17 protein-coding genes and 1 pseudogene are annotated in these 21,292 nt (G+C 58.9%); 6 read left to right on the plus strand and 12 right to left on the minus strand.

The window, feature by feature from the left end; genetic code table 11:
• Nucleotides 1–1,626, plus strand: a complete 1,626-nt coding sequence (locus tag SINAR_RS1000000137500; protein ID WP_027997233.1) for an Hsp70 family protein — start codon at nt 1–3, stop codon at nt 1,624–1,626.
• Nucleotides 1,627–1,654: 28 nt separating this feature from the next.
• Nucleotides 1,655–1,930 (plus strand): hypothetical protein, encoded by a 276-nt coding sequence (locus SINAR_RS1000000136385; RefSeq protein WP_150851958.1) that lies wholly within the window; start codon nt 1,655–1,657, stop codon nt 1,928–1,930.
• Between the two features lie 119 nt (nt 1,931–2,049).
• On the opposite strand, the gene brxL is transcribed toward SINAR_RS1000000136385, so the two are convergent.
• The 9 genes from brxL to SINAR_RS01000000132895 form a co-directional block, all read right to left on the minus strand.
• The gene (brxL, locus tag SINAR_RS0100645; RefSeq protein ID WP_027997235.1) at nt 2,050–4,158 is read right to left on the minus strand and encodes a BREX system Lon protease-like protein BrxL; all 2,109 of its coding nucleotides are present in this window, start codon (nt 4,156–4,158) and stop codon (nt 2,050–2,052) included.
• Complete coding sequence (locus tag SINAR_RS0100650) at nt 4,155–6,683, minus strand: PglZ domain-containing protein (RefSeq protein WP_033056869.1); 2,529 nt, start codon at nt 6,681–6,683, stop codon at nt 4,155–4,157. Before SINAR_RS0100650 ends, brxL begins: the two co-directional genes overlap by 4 nt.
• Nucleotides 6,684–6,785: 102 nt before the next feature.
• The gene (locus SINAR_RS0100655; RefSeq protein ID WP_033056871.1) at nt 6,786–8,720 is read right to left on the minus strand and encodes a BREX-1 system adenine-specific DNA-methyltransferase PglX; all 1,935 of its coding nucleotides are present in this window, start codon (nt 8,718–8,720) and stop codon (nt 6,786–6,788) included.
• Nucleotides 8,720–10,606 (minus strand): Eco57I restriction-modification methylase domain-containing protein, encoded by a 1,887-nt coding sequence (locus tag SINAR_RS0100660; protein ID WP_027997238.1) that lies wholly within the window; start codon nt 10,604–10,606, stop codon nt 8,720–8,722. The genes SINAR_RS0100655 and SINAR_RS0100660 overlap by 1 nt, the downstream gene beginning before the upstream one ends.
• A gap of 2 nt (nt 10,607–10,608) precedes the next feature.
• Nucleotides 10,609–14,241 (minus strand): BREX system P-loop protein BrxC, encoded by a 3,633-nt coding sequence (gene brxC / locus SINAR_RS0100665; protein WP_209439290.1) that lies wholly within the window; start codon nt 14,239–14,241, stop codon nt 10,609–10,611.
• A gap of 18 nt (nt 14,242–14,259) precedes the next feature.
• Entirely contained in the window at nt 14,260–14,835 is a 576-nt protein-coding gene (locus SINAR_RS0100670) for a BREX protein BrxB domain-containing protein (RefSeq protein ID WP_027997240.1), read from the minus strand.
• Entirely contained in the window at nt 14,816–15,601 is a 786-nt protein-coding gene (locus SINAR_RS0100675) for a BrxA family protein (RefSeq protein WP_027997241.1), read from the minus strand. Before SINAR_RS0100675 ends, SINAR_RS0100670 begins: the two co-directional genes overlap by 20 nt.
• A 1-nt stretch (nt 15,602) precedes the next feature.
• Nucleotides 15,603–16,106 (minus strand): BrxE family protein, encoded by a 504-nt coding sequence (locus SINAR_RS0100680; RefSeq protein ID WP_209439291.1) that lies wholly within the window; start codon nt 16,104–16,106, stop codon nt 15,603–15,605.
• A 106-nt stretch (nt 16,107–16,212) separates the two neighbouring features.
• Nucleotides 16,213–16,503, minus strand: a complete 291-nt coding sequence (locus SINAR_RS01000000132895) for a type II toxin-antitoxin system Phd/YefM family antitoxin (protein ID WP_234710552.1) — start codon at nt 16,501–16,503, stop codon at nt 16,213–16,215.
• 87 nt (nt 16,504–16,590) lie between these two features.
• Here SINAR_RS01000000132895 and SINAR_RS0100690 point away from each other — a divergent pair, with 87 nt between their 5' ends.
• The 3 genes from SINAR_RS0100690 to SINAR_RS0100700 all read left to right on the plus strand — a co-directional run bounded on the left by SINAR_RS0100690 (nt 16,591) and on the right by SINAR_RS0100700 (nt 18,289).
• Nucleotides 16,591–16,998, plus strand: a complete 408-nt coding sequence (locus SINAR_RS0100690) for a hypothetical protein (protein WP_150851959.1) — start codon at nt 16,591–16,593, stop codon at nt 16,996–16,998.
• A gap of 632 nt (nt 16,999–17,630) precedes the next feature.
• Nucleotides 17,631–17,873, plus strand: a complete 243-nt coding sequence (locus SINAR_RS0100695) for a type II toxin-antitoxin system Phd/YefM family antitoxin (protein WP_027997244.1) — start codon at nt 17,631–17,633, stop codon at nt 17,871–17,873.
• A complete protein-coding gene (locus SINAR_RS0100700; RefSeq protein ID WP_027997245.1) occupies nt 17,870–18,289 on the plus strand; it encodes a type II toxin-antitoxin system VapC family toxin in 420 nt (139 codons plus the stop codon). The genes SINAR_RS0100695 and SINAR_RS0100700 overlap by 4 nt, the downstream gene beginning before the upstream one ends.
• 22 nt (nt 18,290–18,311) lie before the next feature.
• Here the strand turns inward: SINAR_RS0100700 and SINAR_RS1000000137615 are convergent.
• A pseudogene (locus SINAR_RS1000000137615) lies at nt 18,312–18,497 on the minus strand (hypothetical protein); the annotation flags it as partial.
• Nucleotides 18,484–18,762, minus strand: coding sequence for a type II toxin-antitoxin system Phd/YefM family antitoxin (locus tag SINAR_RS0100705; protein ID WP_027997246.1), 279 nt, complete (start codon nt 18,760–18,762; stop codon nt 18,484–18,486). The pseudogene SINAR_RS1000000137615 and the gene SINAR_RS0100705, both read right to left, overlap by 14 nt.
• A 70-nt stretch (nt 18,763–18,832) precedes the next feature.
• On the opposite strand from SINAR_RS0100705, the gene SINAR_RS0100710 reads away from it, so the two are divergent.
• Entirely contained in the window at nt 18,833–20,008 is a 1,176-nt protein-coding gene (locus SINAR_RS0100710; RefSeq protein WP_027997247.1) for a site-specific integrase, read from the plus strand.
• Nucleotides 20,009–20,057: 49 nt separating this feature from the next.
• On the opposite strand, the gene repC is transcribed toward SINAR_RS0100710, so the two are convergent.
• Complete coding sequence (repC, locus tag SINAR_RS0100715; protein ID WP_027997248.1) at nt 20,058–21,272, minus strand: plasmid replication protein RepC; 1,215 nt, start codon at nt 21,270–21,272, stop codon at nt 20,058–20,060.
• Between the last annotated feature and the right edge of the window lie 20 nt (nt 21,273–21,292).

The raw sequence follows: 21,292 nt of genomic DNA on the forward strand, positions 1-21,292 counted from the left end.
ATGGCAAGCTGGCGTGACAGGCTTAAATCACTTCGCGAACGCGTGTTTGGCAGGGCGGAAGTTCCGCCATCCTCTTCCGAACCGGATGAAGGCGCGGCATCAGATAACGAACAGCCCGGCAATACGGCGTCTCCCCCGCTTGCGCAGGTCCCGCCTGCCGCTGCGGAGAAGGCACCCGCAAGCCGGGCAAGAGCCCGTGCGGGCAAAGCTCCGGCAACCGTCAAGTCGCAAGACAAGCTGGCGGGGGTCGTATTGAATGACACTCCGCCACGGAGCGCGCCCAAAGCAACACCGCTTGCCATCAATCTCGGCATTGATTTTGGCACGAGCTTCACGAAAGTCTGCTTTCGCGACCTCGGCAGTGAGGTATCGGGAACAGTTGCTGCCGGCAAGGCCGGCAAGGAAGCGCTTGTACCCTCCATTGTCGCAATCGGTTCCGATGGGCGGCTGTTCCTTGGCGACAGTGTTTCCGGCAAGCAACCCGCCGTCATCGTTCCTTACCTGAAGATGCGCCTTGCGGGCGAGCCGATCGGCGAACGCCTGCCAGAGTTCGAGGGGATCGACCTGAACAAGGCCGAATCCGTCAGGGCGCTTGCGGCGTGGTTTCTTGCGTCGGTGATCCAGCGTAGTCAGCAATGGCTTGCTGTCCATGAAGCCGACAGACTGAAGAATCGCGTTCCGGTCTGGTCGGCGAATGTGGGTGTCCCTGTCGAGCATTACGATTCACAAGCGCTTGCGACGTTTGAAGAAGTGCTTGGCGTCGCCTGGCTGTGGGTCAAAGACGACCAGGTGCCGAAGACGTTCCAGCAGGCGCTGTCTTCGTATGGGGTCACCCAGCCGCGCCTTGTGTCCGAGGTCACAGACTTTCATGCGGTGCCGGAAATTGCTGCGGCGGTGCAATCGTTCGTTATGTCCCGTGAAGCCGTGCCGGGCATTTATGTCTATTTCGACGTTGGCGGCGGCACGGTCGATGGCGTCGCGTTCAACTATTTGAATTTCCGGGGGGAACGCCGCATCAATTTCTATTCCGGCAAGGTCGAGCCCGTGGGTGTCTCCGCGATTGGAACGGCCCTTTCGAAAGGAACGTCCGCCGAAATTGACGCTGTGACATTGGAGGGACTGCTGAAGACCTGCGCGCCATCGGCCCTAGCCGAGTTCGTTCAAAGAATTCGCAGGCTCGTCGGTTATGTCATCATGACCGCGCGGCAGAAAGACGGCCGGAACTGGCAGGAAGACGCCTTCCAGAGTGCCGACTATGAGAGAAAGTTCATCGGCAAGCTATCGACTTCCCGCATGCGCCCATTGGTGGTTTTCATGGGCGGCGGCGGCTCGAAATCCGAGTGGTACAAGAATTCGATCGAATCCACCTACAAGGCCTTCCAACACCACAACGCAGGCGTTCCACCGTATAAGCTGGTGGAGGTTCCCCGGCCCAAGGACTTCATCATGCCGAAAGGTAGCGCCGATGAGTTTACTCGCTTCGCAATAGGGTATGGTCTGTCTTTTCCCTTTGGCGAAGGGCCAGACATTGGACTCCCGAGCCAGTTCGGCGACGCCGAGAAGCCACGTCAGTGGAGGGCTCCCGGCACGGTTGACTATGCGGATAGCAAAGACGTGTACTGCTGAACCGGAAGGCGGGGTTTGGGGAGTAGGGATGACAGAATTGTTGCTGCCGTTTGAAGACCTGCGGATAGAGCTTCCCGACTACGTGAAAGAGGATGGGTCAGCAGCTTCTCAGCTCATTCTCGCGAAAGAGCCATGCATTCTTCCGGCGGAAGACCCTGAAGAGCGAGGGCAATGGCATTGGACAACGCACCGAATGTTTCAAGAAGCATCTGGTGTCGATTTTCGAACAGATTGGCCAACCGGTTCCCCGATCGCTTCAAAGCTCTTGTTAGCCGCTCTAAGGGATGCCGAACCACGCCGCTGACCGGCTCCGAAGAGCGACCCCAGACCGCCTTCACGCCCATAATCTGATCGAGTGACCCAGCCACCTCTTCGAAAGTCGGCATACGCTGCTCTCTCCGCTCGAGCTTTAAGAAAAGGTGCTCAAGCGACCGTACCACCCGCGGCACGGTATATGTCGACCTTCGTTTCCAAGCACTTCCGCAAGCTCAAATCGTGCGACCCCACCTCGAACCAACCACCGGGCTTCTGGTAGAAGTCGAGACCGCGACCAATCTTAACGACCCACCCGTTGTCGATCCTGATCTCCCGGTCATGCAAATTGGCGTTGAGATTTATTTCCAGCAGAACATCGAGCTCTAGCAGGCTCTGCTTGAGTTCTTCGAGCTTTTCGGAAATGTCGGCGAGTTGCGTCTTGTCATCGTAGCCGGTTATCAGCGTTATCTTCTTCGCGACGCTGTGACGGAGGACTGTTTCACAGAACCTGACGAAGTTCTGAATTTGATGCGGCATGCGAATGTAGGGGTCTTCGATGACGACCGACTTCGCGCCGCGCAAATATGGGCCAAGGATCGACTCATAACTATGACCGGTGTCGCCATAGAGGATACTAAAATGCTGCTCCCTCAACTCAGGGGCACCCTTATCGGGCACGATTGACGGCATGTCCGTCGGCTCGACCGATGGCGGCGGGCTTTCTGACCCAGCTGGCGAACTCGGCATTTGGCTCTCGGCCACCGCGTCTTCCCCGCTCTGCCGCAGGCGGCGTCGCGCGGGCTGCTGGGTTGCCTCGGCATTCTTGGACTCAGGGCAATATACAATGACCTCTTTCCCGGCCGCATCAAAATAGGAGAGCCCTATCTTCGCAAACTCGTCGTCCGGTTTGCGCTTGTTCATCTGCTCCTTGACGCGACGCCGGCATTCGACCGCGTAGGAGACGTATTCATCAAACTCCTCGTCGGCCGGGGGGCCGTTGGGATGCAGAATTTTGAGGAAAGCGCAGATTGTCTTCTTGATGCCTTTCTCGTCTCTGCCTTCGACAGATTTGCCCAAGCGAACGCGGCGGCTGACTTCCTCGTATCGATTGGTGTGCTTAAATTGATAGTGGAAAGCCTCCGCTAGGTAGTCGGTGATGAAGCCGTATCGGTTCGTCAGAAAGGCGCTGCTGTTCTTGGGCATTTCCCAGCCAGGGATGTAGGCTGCAAAACGATCCATCACGGCAAGATCGAGCTCAGGCGGCAAGGGCTGGAACAGGTCGTACTCAGTAGAGTTGACAACCTGCTGCACAGACAGATCGATGTTGCCGACAAAGCTCAAGCTCGCATCGGCAATGATCTCTGCGCCGCGCGAGAAACGGCCATTCGCCATGAAGTCCTTCATGATCTGAATAGTGTCAGGGTCACGGACCTTGATGCCGCCCACTTCGTCGAAAGCGACGGTGTCCCAATAGCCAACCAGGCCAACTTTGCGGCGCGCGTTATTGTAGAACAGCGTTGCTTTAGTTGCCTGCCCCCCTGATATTAGCGTGGCGTATGGCGAGAATTCGCTGAAGAAGTACGATTTCCCCGTTCCGCGGGGACCAAGCTCAATATAGTTGTAGTTCGGCTCCACCAACGCAGCTAGGCGCGCTATGAAATGCATCTTCACACGGTGGTCGAGTTTTGAAGGCTCCAAGCCGACCGAGCGCATGATCACGTCAATCCACTCGTCGCGACTGAAGCCGTTTCGTCCTTCGGCGTAGCGAGCAAAATCAAACCGCGACAGCTGAATCGGGCGCAAATCCTCTATGTAGAAGGCGTAATTATCTTCCTCGATATCGTTATGCGTAAGCGTGACTTCCGCCCAGATTCCGCCTTCGAGCAGCCGGTCATTGTCGCGGTAGAACTTTTCGCCTATCGCAATCCGCTGAGAGTTGAAGTTCTCTAGGGATGCCCAGTGCCGCTTCTCCTTCTCGACATAGCGCACATGCACCTTGTCGATGAAGCGGTGACTTCCTTTCGTTGCGACCTTCGACTGCGCGGCATTTGCCTCATCGGGGCGGACGTAATTGTCCTGCAGGGTCGCAAGCACGGCCTCCATGCCGGCATCGATCTCTGCCTGGCTGTCGCTGGCGCAGAAGCGCGCCAGGAGAAACTCAAGAACGAACGTCGGCACGTTCGTCCCCTTCTTAATCCGATGCAGGAGATCTTTGCGGACCACCTTTCCATCGAAAGCTGACAGGAGCTTCGTATCCAGTTGGTCGTGCTCACTCATACGGTGTAGTCCGTTTCAAGGGTAAGGGTGAAATAGCTTGCCAGCGTCGTCGGGTTGAGAGCCTTGACCACGAACTTGCCCTCAAACTCCCGGTCCATGCCCAGGGCGATCTGCTTACAATCACCGGGCATAAGGGTGATTGTATGGGTGGCGGGGTTCACATCTGCGCTTGGCCGCGGTTCCCCCACGACACGGCCCTTGGTGTCCTGAGCCTCCAATAGGATTTCAACGCTGATATCGCGCGAGAACATATCGTCCGAAATCAGCGCCACCTCGATGACCGGCACGCGCGTCGTGATGCGAGTCGCGCCATTGCGATAGCTGAGCTCGACCGAAGAGCGAGAGACAGCCGCTTGCCCTCCAGAATCCAGTCGCGCAACGAGCACTGGAACTACAGCCTCCGCGAGGGAGGCGCCGCCATGGAAGTAGAGGTGACCGTTGCTGTAAGGGGCCATGCTCCGCGGCAGCGCTGCTTGCGATGCGTCGGTGCGGATGCCAATCCGCTCAGCGGCCACGACAAGATTATTGCCGTCCTCGTTACCCGTGCCCAGAAGCATACGATCATGGGCATTGACCACCCATTTCCCGAGCGGCTTGGCGCAAACATCACCATGATCCGCCTGCGCATTCAGGAAAAAGCCGTGATCGGTCGCAATGACAGCGTCGTTGAACCCCATGCCCTTTAGCTTGTGAAGCGCATTGCGCACGAACTTGAGCGTGGACGGAATTAGCCCGAGGGTGGTCTCCGGATTGTTTTCGAGCTGACTGTCGATCTCCGTTGACCGCAGCACCAACAAATCCACGGTGGCTGGGATCTTGGGCTTACCGCGAACGAAGTCCCCAAGGGGCATTTCGCTGAAGCGATCACCGAATTTCTTTCGAAGAACGTCCATGCGGGCGGCAACATTGGTGACCGCCGCACCCCCGAGCTTAGGGACAAGCGCCTCGGTTTCCGTAGACAGCGTCAGCTGTGACCGGGCATCAGGAAGCAAGCTTGCCATGCCGACCGGTGTTATCGTGGGCAATTGCGCGTAAGCGGCATGGAGCTCGACCGGCCCGTCTTCCGCCAGCATCTTTTCCAGCGCGACCCCGAGTTCGTAGCGCAGAGCATCGACTAAAATGTACGCCACGCGACGCCCTGCGTCCTTCAGACGCGAACCCACAAAGCGGTCGAATGTTTCAGCATTCGCAAGCCGCTCCGCTGGCGGCCAGCCGGTTATCGCCAGGTGCTTCATGAAGATTGTTTGCACCTTCTCAGCCAGCCGGCGATAGCGCTGGCGAGATTGCTGAATGACCTCATGCATCGTGCCGTGGGGATCAATGAATTCCCCGACAGCCTGCTCAAACTCTCGATGCAGGCGATCGACCTCGCGCAGCGTAGTCACAAAGAAGTCGATCAGCTCTGACTGCGTGCGCGCGTGATCTGCTAGTTGCCGCTCATAATCATCGCAAGCCTCGATGAGATTGAGGCCCGACCTGACCAGCTCCCACTGCGCCTGGCTCTCACCCTTTCCAAGCCAAACCGAGCTCTTGTGCCGTGCCAAAACCTTGCGGGCCGCGTCCACATCTCCTGTCGTGATCCCTTTGATCGCGACATTGAGGTACGTGCGCTCTTCAAACGGAAACGTATCACGCTCCCCTAGATCTTCGATCGAGGCACACTGCCTCTGGAGATCGAGCTCAGCCTCTACGGTTTCTGCACGCTCGATGTAGGCCGACCGCCAGCGTGGATCATTGCGCAGGCGCTCGCAAACATCCTCGACCACGGGGCGCGCCTCAACAGGCGCGTGAGGTACGCCCATTAGGGACGCCGGCAACGCCCCTGGCAGATCGAAAACGAACTCACTGAACAGAACGAAACGCCAAAGCTCATCGGCTAATGCGCCCCACGTCTTGCCGCGCGTCTTCACTGCCATCGATAACGTTGCGCGGAGGAACTCGCGCGCTTCGTCGGACCAGCCTTCCTGCCGCTTGAGCTCAGCTGACTGCTTTTCGCTTGGCACGAGAAGAGCGGTCAGAATTTCGCGCCCTGACTCGACACCCAACGCGGCCCGAAGGTGTGGCCAGCTGGCGCCACCGCCGATGGCATCGATAACTGAGAATGCAGGCCCTGACGGCGTAGCAGAGAACGCCTTTCGTATCTCGGTGAGATGATCCGGACGCGCACGAAGGCAAAGGCTCAGATATTCATCGCCATCGTCTTGCGGAAAGACCGCGCCGCACTTCCAATATATGGAAAACGGATCAACCTGCATCGCCTCGTCAGTGGCGGGCTTTCGGGCGGGAACATAGATGAGCACGCCCTCAACCGCGGGGTCGGGCTTGCCAAGATCAACAAGGGCAGTGAGGGCCGCCTGACGCGCCTCAATTCCACTCTCGGACGCATCCACGATAACGACCTGGTCGCTGGCCAAGCTAAGGCATTGATCGCGATAGCGATGCTCCGGATCATAAACGACCATGCAGCCCGCCCGCCGAAGACGCGGAAGAAGGATTTGCTCCTTGATGAAATGTGAAATGCTCATCAGTTCAAATCTCTTCTAAATATCCATAATCATTGACAATATCTTCGGCACAGCTCGAAGAGTGAAAGAAACAAATGAGCGTTGCAACACTATATTGCATCCTCATTCTACGCCGCCTTTCTTCTTCCTCTTGCCATCCTCCGCCAATGAGGCGGGTTCATAGAGCTGTTCGCGGTCGTGCGCGATGGCGAGTGACTTGTCTGTCTTGCACTTCTCGCGCACGCGGTCCGGCCAATAGGCCATGGCGAGCTGGGCCCAGTCGTATTCCCCCTTCTCAAGCTTCGTCCACGTGTCCTTCAACACCTTCTGCCAGGGCTTGTGTTGGAACAACTGCCACAACGGCGCGGCAGTGATCTGGACGCCGTCGTCATGGTTCGGACGATAGGTCGGCGCGATCTGCAGCAGGGTATCGCGCAACTCGATCAGTTCCAGCTCCAGGCTCTGCAGCCCTTCGAAGGCCTTCTCATCGTCTCGCGAGCGGGCCGCGCCTTTGTCGCGCAGAGCGGCGGCATCGCGCGCAACCTGCTTCAGGTTCGGTTCCACGAAGTCGTTGACGGCGGTGTAGAGCGTCTGGCTGGTCAGGCTCGGGTAATAGAGCCAAAGCGTGTAGCTGCCCGAGCTGGTCGACAGCGGCCAGTAAATCGGCGCTTTGCGGCGGCTCTTGCTATACTGCCTCAGGTGCAGCGGGAAAAAGTCGCGCTGCAGCCAGCGACGCACGTCGCCCGGCACCTCCGTATCGACTCGCGCAAGAAGTTCTTCGATCAGCCGGGCCAGATCATCAGGGTGACCCCGGTCGTCGACCAGGATGCCATTGTGGGCATGAAACGGCGCGGCGCCGTCAGGCAACATGCCCGGACTCTTGGCTGGTAGCGGATCGAACGGGTCCGGCTCGGGCGGGGCGTCGCGTTCACCCGTCGCCAGTCGCCAGTCGAAACGGCCAAATGCGACGCCAACAGCCCAGCTAAGTAGGCCGTCGGTTTGGTCAATCTCGGTAGCACCGTCACCGTCTTCGTTCTCGTCTGCGTCCTCACCGACGTCACTGACTTCTCCGACAGGTGAAGTGGATGGAGCCCTTGCTGCGACACGGTCAACCTCGCTGAATCCATAGAGCTCGAATGCGATCTCGTCGATCCCCACTTGTATCTCAGCCAGCTCGGCCTCAATGGACGGCAGGTCATAGCTCCCAACTCGTACGCGCAGCGCGGCCGGCAAATGGAACGCATGAGAGTTCTCCTCTGTGGTATCCAAGGCGCGCTTGAGCGCCCAAGCACGACGCGCCAACTGCACCAGCTGTTGTCTGCGATCGTCGTCGGGAGCTGGAAGTGGTGTTGTCTGAATTACTCCAACTTCGAACGAGTGAGCTGCGCCGCCGGGCCGCGCGTCAGCAGCGGCCAGCTGAACCTCGACAAGCTTGTGGAAAGCACTGCTCAGAGAAATTGCCAAAGCCCAGAACAGAACGTCTTCGTTATCATTATAAGCAATTACTGCGGGGCCTTTGTCGCCGAATATGCAATTTCTCGGCATAACTCTCATTGACAAACGGCTCTTAGTTCTTCGTGACCAAGTCAGGCCTGGCCGGAAATAAAGACCCTTACTGGGTACTATTGCCGATTTATACGTCTTTGTAGTGACTCTCTCCGCCTCCAAATAGGCGCCGTCCTTGAGCCAATCTACAACAAGGTATACGTCTGCGTAATACGGCCGGAATTCGCCGCCCTTTGGGTGCACCATCCATCGACCAGTTTCCAATTTCACTTCGCACCAAGATCTTAGGAAGCGGAAATCATCATTGGAATTTACGCCTCGCCTTGGTAGAAATCCCGTTGCCGCACTCTCGAATGCTTCGTGCTTCTTGAAGGTGTTTCGCACCGAATCGCCTACCCAGTAGGCAAATGAAGCACCAGGGAAAGTTTTGAATGTTTCCGTATTTGCGGGAAATATTCGAGAGTCCTCAATTCCGTTCCGAAAGCTTCCCACGATTTCATCGAGAGCGTAGTGTTTATCTGTTGCTTCTAGAACACGAAGAAATACTGTCATTATCTCTTCTCCAGTGCGTACGCAGCTGCTTCTACTAACGCATCATCCATGACGCCCAAGCCCAAGTCTGCCATAACCTCTGGCTTGGCGACGCCGAGAACTATGTCTTCCCGCCAAGCGGCGAAGCTCTTCAAAAAGAAACAGGTGCGTGATGTTATGGCGCCTAGGCGGCTGCCAGCGCGCATCATCTCCAAACCGCGCTCGACAAAAATTGCAAGCAAGTCGTTCTTGCTTGAAGGATAAGTCTTGATCAGCTCTTCTTTGGTGTTGGCCGCCAGAGCGCCGAAAGGCGGATTCATCACGACTACATCGAACACTTCCCGACAATGGTCGATCATCCGCAGCCCTTGCAGAGCGTCGTCGGCAAACAGCCGTCCCTGATATGTGGATCGCGCCGCGCGGGCAAAATCCGTAAGCGCTCCGCGCAGCCGCGCCTCGGCCTTCTGCCACTGCTCCATATCTTCAGCGCGAAAGAGGGCACCATGCTCGCCAAAGACCTTGCGGATCAGCGCAGGCAGTTCCTTTTCGACCTTCAGCAACACACCAAGCTCGGGCAGGCCCTTGAGCATGAACAGCGTCTGCTCGAACAGCTCGGCATCTAGGGGGCCCAGTTCCTCCATGAAGCGCTTGCGCAGGTCCACCTCGGCCGGCGGGGCCACCGCCGCCACCACATGGCCCTGGCCCACCTGCGGCCGGTCCTTAGACTTCACGCCCGCCTCATGCCAAGCCCGCTGCGCCCGCAGCCACAGCGCCAGCGACGCGATCTGCGCCGCCCGCGGGTCGATATCGACGCCATAGATGTTGTGCTCGATGATCAGCCGCGGCACGTCGCGCAGCAAGGCATCCAGGTCGACATAGGTTTCCAATAGCGGCTTCAGATCAGGGCCGCCGCCGGTTTCCCGATCCAGCGCGGCGGGCCCATGGGTCTGCTCCCACTCCCAGGTCTCGCGGTAGATTTCCTGGAACAGGTCGAAAGCGTAGAGGCCGAAATGCATCGAACCGCAGGCGGGGTCGAGAAGCTTGATCGTACGCGGGTCGCGCAGGCGTCTGGCAGACTCTGGCTGCTCATCCGGTTTCACCAGCAGATACTGGCAGCGGTCGCGCAGCGAGGTTTGCCCGCCCGTCCAGTTGAACCAGAGCCGCCCCAGCGTATTGTCGACCAGGAATTCCACCACATAGCGCGGCGTGAAGAACTGGTTACGGACGGCGAGCTCTCGACTGTTGCGCGGCGCCTGGGACGCCTCGCGCATCGCTTTGCGCTCTTCCTTCGAGTTAAAGTACTGGTAGATCCAGCCAATCGTCTCGTCCTCAGCCCAAAGAGGGTCGATCTCCCCGTGATTAATCAGAGTCAGAAGTTGAACGAGCGCCACCTCGCGAGGGAACAGTCGCCCTTGCGGTGAATAGCGATCAAAGAGAGCTGGCAAATCCTGCGATAGCTCGTCAAAGACGCTCAAGAGATACGTCCGATAAGCATCCCCGGTTTCGCCAAGGCCGGCGCCAGCTAGCCGGGAGTAAAGTTGAAAACCTTTGGCCTGGTAGCCGTTGCCGACAGACTCGATTAGCAGCCCGCGCGCTTCTGCCATACGTAGCGCCGCCAACCGGTTGAGGACGGTGAAGGCTTGTTCGCGCACGATCCGGTCAAGGCCGGCAGTGGCATCCGTGCCGGGGCTTGCGCAATAGTGGGCAAGCGTATCGCGCAGGATGCGCGCCGTTTCCCGCTGCGCGTCGGTCAGGTGACGCAGGTTCTCTATCGGCGTGACTGTGCCGGACGCGGGATCAAGCCCGTAGTCGAGCTGCAGCTGGCGGGTGAACTCCTCCTCTAGCGTTTTGCGCGCCTCATTCACAAATCGCTGCAAGCGATTTCGCGTCGCCTGATCGAAAGCCATAATTACTTCTCTCCCTCGATGATGAGGGAGAGCTCGACGTCCCGATAGGCAGAGAACTGGCCCCGTAACTGATTAAGGCGCTGAATGAGGGATTCCAAGTCGGCGAGGGTCGTCAATTTCGCCGGCAGCGGAACTGCTTCGGTGAGCTTCTTGGGACCATCCTCAGCCATGCCCTTCTGCTGCTGCGCTTCGCGCTGCAAAACACGCTCTTTTCCCTGCCGCTGGATGGATCGGCGTAGGTCATCAATCGTGCTGTTGATGTCATAGTTGCGGGTCAAGAGCCGCTTCAAACCGGCGAGATCATGTCCTACGCTGAGCTCCAAGGCATCGAGCCTAGCGGCCACGTTGCTCCGTTCCTCCTGCGTCAGCTCATTCCATTCCGGTACGCGCTGTAGATCATCGAGACCGTCCTTAAGCCGCTGCTTCTGCTGCTCCGCCAGCGTGGCGACCGCATCCCTTACACGCGCCTTGGTCTCCGTCAGCTGCGTGCTGAAATCCGCCGTATGACGATAAAACTCATCCGTTGCGATCCAATCAGTCACCGACTTGAGAGCATCCTCCGAATCTCGGCGAAGGTCGCCGGGAATGCCGGTGTCCGGCAGCTGACCGATCTCGCGGCAGTGATCCTGAAGGTCGCGGAGGGTCGTTTCGAGCCCGTTGTCGAGAGCCCGTTTGACCTCATGGGTCCACTTCAAGTTGTTATAGATCGATGAGTCCTCAGCCCCTAGGCGCTGCGGCGCATCGGACGCATCTGTGAAGAGAATGTCGGCAATCTCCTGGTTCATGCCTTTGACGCGGTCACTACCGCCGAGCCCGAGGCGGCTGAGACGCTCCGAAAGAGTCCCATACTCCAACTGGAACCGCGTGAAGTGCTTGGCCGTCGCCTTACTGATCTCCTGTTCCAGCGGAATGACGACGTCCCCGACGAGGTCGGTTAATCGCTGTGCCGCTCGGCCCAGGGTTTCGTTCGAGGGCCGCTCATGGCGAAGCGAAACGCCGACCTGGCGGAAAGAATTGTTGGTTTTGAGCGCTTCAATCGCTTGGGGGCCGGCCGCGGTGACTTCGCGCCCTGACACAGTGAGCTTGATCTCACCCGCCATCAGCATGGCTGCCAAGATGTAGCGGGTCGTGTCAGGCGACCAGCCGAACGGATCGCTTGAGAAATCATCCAGCAGCCGCTTACCGTTGGCGATCCCGTGGCGATCTATGTAGTCGCGGATGCTGATCATCGCGCGGTGATCCGTGCGGAAGCTCGCCTTTCCAGCAACGGTCTGCACCAACCCTAAAGGATCAAGATTGCTTGCAAGGGCGGCAGGGTTCGCCGCCTTGACGAATCTCTCTGCGTTGTCAGTGGAGACGCGGACGGGGGCTTCTGCGTAGCGGTCGAAGACCTCGGCAGCCACCTTTGCCAGCAGCTTTTTCGATGCCTCTAAAAGATCAGGATCAAGCGCAGCAGCCGCTGTTGCCTCTCCGCGAAAAACGAAAGAGCCGGCCTGCAACGACTGCTTGATCTTGCTCTGAAGTTGGAGCGCCAACTTGGCTGCGCGCTCCAATTGGCCGGCGCAATAATCCCTGATTTCCTGCTCAGGATCATTGCGATGAAGTTCAGCGATGCGCTGGCAGCGATAGATCTCCCCATTCAACTCATCAATGTCGGGATTGGTACGCGCGACCAAGCCGATCACATTGCGGTTCTGGCGGCCCCGCGAGTCATCGAGCATCCGCGTGCGCGCCGTTTCTGCGTCGTCTGGCTTAACGAACTCAACGACCGTCTGAATGGCGTTCTGATCTCCCGATACGCTGGTGACGGCGCTGCCGGACTGGAGTTTTAGCCCCGTAGCAACGGCCATCGTTCCCTGGAGAGTGTGGCGCGGTAAGGGGTCGAACACCTCGCGCAAGTTCGCGGCGAAAATGCTCTTCAGATCGACAGTTCTGAGGGCGATGCCGCCCCGCTCTTCCTCGATGTCACGCAAGCGCTCACTCAAGAAGACGAGATTGCCGTCCTTCTCGCCAAGCGGCACGCGCACGTTGGCAAGCATCTCATCGACAGCTTTCTTAACGTCCTCAAGCCGCGAAGGCGCGGTCACGCCAGGCTGCATCAAGGCCGCAACGTTCTGGGCGGTCACCGGCAGGTTCCCCAGAATTTGAAGAACGGCGATGGTCTTAGCTACCTCTAGGTGGAGATCGCTCCCAAAGTACTCGATTTGTACCTTGCCGACCGATTGATAGATTGAAGGGAACGCGCGCCTGATATCCTTCTCTAGATCGTCAAAGAGCGTCACGGTTGTAGCGAGCCAGCCAACCGGATTGTCCGCCATAGGCTTCGATCCACCTTCGCCTTTGAGAACGTCTTGAATGACTTTGATTGCTGAACGCAGGCCGATGCCGCCTGTCGACTTCGCCAGAGCTCCCAACAGGTGGAGGAGGATATCGAAATGAGCCGGCAAGAAGGGATACAGATTAATAAAGCTCTCGCGGCTGAAATCGGCGTCGTAGTACTTAGCGTCCTGAAGCTTCGTATTGTGGCGCAGCGCCTGACCGTGCGTATCAAACATCTTGCCAAGCTCAGCCGCCCCGGCTGCGGATTTTCCGAGAAGGCGCCGATAGCAAATTTCCTTGATGTCGTTCGACTCAAGGTCGATTTGAATCGGAAAGCGATCCTTCAGCTTAAACAGCTTATCGGAATTGAGCGCTGCTCGAGGGTCGTCCTCCGTCAGCGTTTGCTGCGCGGTTGAAATGATCCAGACCTTGCCGTCCCCCAGCCGCTTCAGATTTTTCGCAAGCCCGTCGAGATTGAGGATCAGGTTGTCGCGCGACGCTACATATTGACCGACTTCGTCAACGACGAAGATGATGTTCTCTTTGCCGCTCTTTTCACGGACGATGTCGATCATCGCTTGAACGCGCTGATCTTCAAATTCGTAGAAACCTTCGGTGCTCGAAGTGAAGGATTTAGGTTCCGGAAACAATGCCGGATACATTTCATGGGCAATCTTAGGAATAAGGCCGTCAATGGCGAGAGGGTTGTTCTGAACCCGCGCCCAATTCGCTCCTTTGAAGGCGCGAGCGACATGCTCCTCCAGTTCTTGCATGCGGCCATCTTTTTCGACCATGCGCTCGAACGCGGCGACCTTCAGGTTCCGAGAATAACCGGCCCATTGTAGGACTTTGAAATACAGAACCGTTGAGACGTCCTCCATCGTGGCGCCGGCGAGCATCTCGCTTGCCAGATCAAGCATCACGACAGCGGCAGGGAATCGTTTTGCGACCGTAGCGAGCAGCGCTTTGGTTTGGGCCTTGTTAAGCCGGTCCTGAAGGTGATTGATGAAGGGTGTTCCATCGATGGTGCGTTTGTCATCAAACGCCATACCGAGATACTTCGTGAAAGAGCTCTTGCCCGACCCATAGAAGCCGGAAACCCAGACGCCGATTTCGTTCTCTCCCCCCGCTTCCATGGCCAGCTGCATACGATCCAGCAGCTTACGGAATTGCTCTTCTATGCTCTCCGTAACGACATACTCGGAGATTTCCGCCTTCAGGCGGTTTTCCTGCGAAGCGCCATAGCTAATGACCTTCTCAATGTTTCTTTGGATGTCTTTGCTCGGATCGAAAAGCGCGCGGATCGCCATGTTCATCTCACTGCATCAGTTCGTTCACCCGCCCACGTGGACGGAACGGTAATTGCCATCTTCGGGGTAGAAGCCCAGAAACTTCAGTCGCGTCTTGCCAGTCCTCACTCCGGGATAAAGGAAGACTGTCGGCACATGGAATTTTCCCTGCAACTGGCTCTCGATTGCGCCGATGCGCATAAAGGGATGTAGCGCTTCCAGGTCTGTCACCAAAACTAGCCCGTTGGGCCTGCCTTCGTGTTTCGTCAGAACCGACTCAAGTCGCGATAGCAGGCCGTTGCCAGTAGCGATGATATCTGCAAGCGCTTTGTTCGAGCGCTGCCAGTCGAGCGGCGCCGACTTATCCTCGGCCACACAAAGCTCCCAAAACGGATCGTCTCTAAGGAGAGCCCACAACTGCTCCGCGATCGAGAATACTTCCACTTCCCACTGATCCTGCCGAAGCTTCGAAACCCAAGCAGGCGTTTGCCGCTTGACGTCCAGGATCTGCTCCGGCGGAAAAACGAGGTAGAAGATGGGCTCAAAACTAGCGTGGCCGAGTTCTCGGCCCTGCTTTATGCGCTCGCGCAGCTCGTCAAAATCAGCTCTTAGAGATGACATCGCAAAGCGCCTCCATGCTTTGGTGCTTCCAGCCGATACGCACGACGTCACCAGCTGCTTGGACGATGAGGTGACCTTTCAATGACAGGCGCTTGAGCTCATCGATGACATCCTCTCGGCTCATCCCGAAAAGCTGCCAGTCCTCATGCGTTAATAGGGCGTTGTCCCCCAGCCCCTTCAGATGCAGGTCATAGGCAAGGTAAGCGGACGCCGTAGGCGTAACGCGGTAGGGTAGAATGCGCCTGTTTGACCTGAGCCCTTTTTCCAGGAGCCCGTAGTCAGCACAGGAACCCGTGAGATAGGCCGCTACTCTCCGGACGGTCGTCTCGGACCAGCGCTTTGATGTGCGCCCATCGTCGATGGCGCGCTCAACAAATGCGCGCGCATCCTCGGTGCTGATTTGCTGGTAGCCACCCGCATAGCGGGACCAGTAGACATCTCGGATGAAGTCTCCCAGGATAGGGTTTGCTCGGCTTGTGAAGAGTAACATAAGCTGCATGAGGTCAGCCACAGGGACGAATGGCGCCAGCATTTTCAGATGAGCGGCTGGGGAGGCGTCCGAGACCAGGTAGCGGGGCGCGAAACATTCTGTGACGATGTTGCGCAACCTCCGCGCAGTGATAGTAGGGAAACTACCAGACTCCCTTGCAACTTCTTGCAATTGCCCCGTGCCCATTCCGGGTACCCAAAGGTCCAGGAGGGCCTTGGTCTCAGCAACCAACCCCAATCCTGCCTGAAGCTGCGTTGTGTACAGTGCGCTGGCCACGTTACGCTCGCGTCAAATAGGGAAAGGCCTTGATCCCCCGCTCGTAGGCGGACGCATAAATGCCAGCCATTTGCACAATGACATTTGACGTGCGCACCGCGTCGATGCTCCCTAGAGAAACGGGGCCATCTGCGACGGTTTTGGATGGGCCGCCTATCGCGCGGAGCATATCTAGTGCAACGTCTTTGTTTTGTATGAATTCATCTTGGGTCGTTCGACCCTCATCTCCAGCTAGAGCCGTGTGCAGATCATCTTCTAGCTCTTCTGGCAGCCGAAATATGTGATAGGAGCCGACACTTAGGCTCTCGTCATGCACGAGCCGGGCCGCTTCAGCCACGCCGTGATATTTGGCAACATGGCTGGTGCGCGGGAAGACGGGTTCGAGAAACGCCTGACTTGCCGGTTGGTAGAACGAGGTTTTCCACCATCCAAACTGATTGATCTCACCGAGATAGCCGACAAGAAGTCGGACTTTCAGCAGATCATTCAACGGGTCGTTTGGCACTGTAATCTCCTTACCAGCACGCATGCCGAGCTTTGTAAGGGAAGCGCAGGTCTCTCAATCGATCATCGACTTTGTTCGCCTTCATCGCGCGCCCCCCTTACCACTCTCAGCAACTGACCGGCCCGTCGCGTGAAGCCTTCTCCGTATCTTGCAGCCGCTTCAATCGCTCGAACTCTTCAACGCTCAAAACCACCACGACCGGCCGCCCATGTTTCTCGACCGTGACAGGCTCAGCGCGGGCCGTGTCGAGCAACAGCCCGAAGGCGTTCTTCGCGTCCTTCGCCGACATGGATTTCATAATGCTGATCCCAGCGTGGATTCGGTCCATAATGGCTATTTCAGCCAAGTCTCGCAACCGCAAAGCGGTATGGATTTCCGAAAAGCTTTGGTCGTCCACAATGCATATTGCCTGCTTCGTCCGGAGCCGTCCGTCGCCTTCACCCGATGACGGGCGAGGGCGGAAACAGCGAAGCAGGGGCCCGCTTTGGTGGTGGGTTCCCGAGCCTTCCTCGACCCGGGCGAAATCGTCACCCGCCAAGGCCGAGAAACGCTGCGGCTCGGGCCGAGGCCTCGAGCCTGGTCCAGCAAAGACGACAAAGTCGCGTATTTCGGCCTATGGGCGGACAGCGCCCGCGATCGGTCCTACCGCAAGGAGGCTCTACGCATCTGCGCCGAGCGGGCGAACGCTGAATCGATCTCGGCCTGCTGGACCTGCCCGCAGGTCCAGCAGGCGCTCACCTACTTGGAGCAGAACGCCGACCGCACGTCCGTAACAAGCCGCTTCGGCCGCGCCCTCGATATCGCTGACCCGCCCACCCGTGCCCGCGAGGTCGAGGCCGCATGTGCTGCCATCGCCCTCGCCACGGCCATCATCCCGTGCCGGCTTCCGTGACCGGCTCCGTTTGCCATTGCGCTCCGTCTGCGGCCCCGTCATCGCCACCGTCTCTGCATTCACTGCCCTCACCAGCCGCGGGCGCGAAGTCGTCCGCCAGATCGACCTCCTTGCCCCACGGCTCCTGCCGCGCCAGCGCGTGCCGGTGCGCCTCTTCAGGTCGATCTCCTCCGTCTGCAGGTTTTCTCGCGCAGGTTCTTGGCGGGCAAGACGCGCTCTCCGGTCCGCACTTCGACAAGCCCGGACCGGTCACGATACCTGTCCTTGGCCCGGCGCGGTCGGCCATGCGCTGCTCGCGGATTCTCTGCTTCGGTGCCTTCCGCTCGCGCCTCGATGGCGGAAAGCGCCTTGACCTGCTGGCCCGACGCAGCACTCAGATGGCGCGTTTAGCAGCGATTAACCATGTGAATTAACGACGTAAATTGACGTAACAGAAGCAAAATAGGGTTATACTTCCGTCACACAGACGTTGATTCTCCCGTCCTGTCACTATCGATAGGTATCAAGTATCGATAGTTATATGGTCTACCAGTTGACCAAGCTGTGAGGGCGCTCTATCCTAACGCACAACGTCCACATTCGCGATCGTCCGCCCTCTGCGCGACGAGAGGCATGGTTCAACGGAGTTTCCCATGAGCGTCACTGTCAAAGTCGCCGAGGCCAAGGCGCATCTCTCCGAACTCTTGGCTCGCGTTGAAGCGGGTGAAGAGGTCATCATATCGCGAGGAAGCGACCCCGTCGCCAAGCTTAGCCGGATCCACAAGGACAATGAGCTCGGAGTCCTGATGGCAGAAGTTCGGGCGGCTCGCTTGCGCGCCAAACCCGTCACCAACGAAGAGATCCTTGATTGGAAGCGGGAAGGACAGCGATTTTGAGCGTCTTCGTTCTCGATGCCTCGACCGCAGCCGCTTGGCTGCTTCCGGAAGAGCACAGCGAAATCGCTGAACGACTGATCGCCAGCATATCCGGCCAGTGCCCGGTCCCCGGCCTCTTCTGGCACGAAGCCAGGAGCATCCTTGTAACCGCCGAGAGGCGCCAGCGCATCGCGGCGGGTCAGGCATTGACGGCAATGACCAGATTGCGACGCCTTCCACTTGAAGACGCCGGCGCCGGTCAGGACGGATCGGTGATCGAGCTTGCGACAGTGCAAGGGCTCAGTGCGTACGATGCCGCCTATCTCGAGCTCGCGATCGCCCGATCACTTCCGTTGGCGACCCTCGATCGAAAGCTGGCGGCTGCAGCGCGGGCAGAGAAAGTGCCGGTCCTGGGGCCGTTCGGCAATGAGCACTGAGGCCGGTCCGATCGAGGGCTCTCGCGCGGGCCGGCCGCGTATGGGTGATCGGCCGCACGCGCACGAGCGTGCCGTCCTCGAGCGTGGTGACGAGCGCCAACACCGGGCACGGCCGGTCCTTGTCGCCCTCTTCGCGGCCTTGGAGATGTTGCCAGTGGCAGAGATAGTCGCGGAAGACGTGGCCGACTTTGATTTCAGTCGGCAGCATTCTTGTCCGTCAGCAGTTCGGCATTGAGATGATCGAAGCCCGGCTCCATTTCGGATTTTTCTACCGCGGTAAGATCGTCGTCGCTCAGATCCGCCGTCGCCTCGACGCGACGGTCGCGGCGCGACAGCCGCAGATAGTCCTCATAGGCGATGAGCACGGTGCGCGGCCGGCCATTCTTGGTGATAATCACCGGCTCACGCACGGCGGCATCCTGATAGGCCCCAAAATTCTTGGAAACCGCCGCGGCGGTCACGGTCGACGTCATCGCAAAACTCCTTTTTCCGAAATATACGGAATTTCCGTAATTTCCGCAAGATCGTCGGAGACTAGGGTCAATGATCGACAATCATAGAGGGCCGGAATCGGACAGCCAAGCGGTGCACCGCCGCGCCGAGGAACTTGATGCGCTCGACGCCATCCTGCCGTTCGACCGACGCGATCAGCTCGCCGCGCTTTTGACCGATGACGACGTCGCGACCCTAAAATATCTCGCCGGCCAGGGCATGGGCGAAAACACGCTCAGGGCGCTTGCCTCGGACCTCGGCTATCTCGAGGCCTGGTGCCGGCTCGCCACCGGCGCCCCCCTCCCCTGGCCAGCGCCGGAAAGTTTGCTGCTCAAATTCGTCGCCCATCACCTCTGGGACCCGGTGAAACGCAAGGAGGACCCGGCCCACGGCATCCCACCGGAGGTCGAGGCTGGGTTGCGCGCCGAGCGCCTGCTCAGGACTGCCGGCCCGCATGCCCCCGGCACGGTGCGGCGGCGGTTGACGTCGTGGTCGATCCTGACGCGCTGGCGTGGTCTAACCGGCGCCTTCGGTGCGCCATCGCTGAAGAGCGCGCTGAGGCTGGCGGTCAGGGCGAGCAGTCGGCCGCGGCAGAGGAAGAGCAAAAAGGCCGTAACCGTCGACGTGCTGCTAAAGCTGTTGCAGGCCTGTGCTGGCGATCGGCTGGTCGACCTCCGCGACCGGGCACTGCTCCTCACGGCCTTCGCTTCCGGCGGCCGTCGCCGATCGGAGGTCGCGGGACTGCGCGTTGAAGACCTCACCGACGAGGAGCCGGTCCGCGCCGACCCGAACGACAAGAACTCCCCTCCCCTGCCTTGTCTCAGCATTCATCTCAGCCGCACGAAAACCACCACGAGCGACGACAACGAACATGTGCTGTTGATCGGCCGGCCGGTGACCGCCTTGAAGCGCTGGCTCGCCGAAGCCGCGATCAAGGAGGGACCGGTCTTTCGGCGCATCGATCAATGGGGCAACATCGACCGGCGGGCGCTGACGCCGCAGTCGGTCAACGTCATTCTCAAAAGCCGTGCCAAGCAGGCCGGGCTCGATCCGGCGCTGTTTTCGGCGCATGGGTTAAGGTCGGGCTACCTGACCGAGGCGGCAAACCGTGGTATCCCTTTGCCCGAAGCGATGCAGCAGTCACGGCACAAGTCGGTGACGCAGGCGGCGAGCTACTACAACAATGCCGAACGCAAGCAAGGGCGAGCGGCACGGCTAATCATTTGAGATACGACTGCGTTGGTTCACCTTCCCCGGGGCAGGAATCTAGCCTCAGTCATGACGCCTTACGCCCGGCCGACGCATTCGCCCGCATCAACGCCATCAGCATCGGCCCGAGCGAAAACTCGCCGCACGCCGCCTTTCGCGTGAGATCACGCAGATAGCCGCCAGCATTGTTGATGTGCCCTGCCCGCTCGAGGATGCACGCCACGGCAACCGCAGCGTTTTCCGGTCCCATCACCTCGCAGGCATCCTGGTAGGCCGATGGGCTGACCCCCAGCATCGATCGAACGACGATCGCCGCCGACATCAGGTCGCGCCAGCTTCCAACGGCGCCGCCCGGCCCATAATCATTGATCTCTGGGCAGGCCTTCAGCACCATACCCAACGGGAATGCCTTTATCGGCTCGTTCGTCGGCCGGCTGGACTGTTTCGACTTCGCGCCCTGCTCCTTTTCAGAGCTAGGTTCAAGTTCATTGCTGGATTCGGTATTTGAATTCTGTATGTGGCGTTCATTTTGAACGGCATTGCTGACCACATTTTCGGAATCTTCCTGAATTTCCAGCCGGTTGATGATTTCCTCGCGGAACATCTCCAATTCCTCGAGGATCGGCTGTATGTCCGCGATCGTCGGCGTGCGGGGGATGCGCCCGGTCAGGTCGAGGAAGTGCTCCTCGATACGTCCCCAGTCGCCGGCAGCCCCCTCCTCTATTGCAGCGCTGATTAGCTTGCGGACGTCGCGCCGGCAGATCGACAAGGCCTCCTTGGTGATGCGGAAGCGCTTGCGCTCCGCGGCCACCTGCTGGGCGGCATGCGCCAATTCCTCGGCGCGCGCCAGGAGCGGGGCCAGGCTGAAGCCGAACGCCTCCTCGATCGCCCCGCTCTCATCCTTGCGGGCGTAGCGCTTGCCGTTGGCGCTGTCCTTGCGCTGGATTAGCCCGGCGTCGACGAGCGCGGCGAGATGCCGGCGCAAGGTCGTGCCTGCAATACCGTGCGCGCGTACGGAGAGCTGATCATTCGACGGAAATACGACGAGACCGCGGTTCTCGCAAAGCTCGTTGTCCGGGTAAAACGTCAGCAGAGCATCGAGCACCGCGAGGGCGCGGTCCTGAATGCCGAGCACCGCCCTCGCCTCGCAGGCGTCCCGGAACACCTTCCATTTGTCGGCGGTCTTGCCGGGTTTGATTTCGGCCGTCCGCATTTGCCCTTTGATTTGGGCAAGCGAGATCCGCCGCCGCCCGAAGGGCGTCGTCACATTTCCAACCTGCATTTCCTTCACCTTTCAGAAGG

The organism is Sinorhizobium arboris LMG 14919, from assembly GCF_000427465.1.
Classification (GTDB): Bacteria; Pseudomonadota; Alphaproteobacteria; order Rhizobiales; family Rhizobiaceae; genus Sinorhizobium; species Sinorhizobium arboris.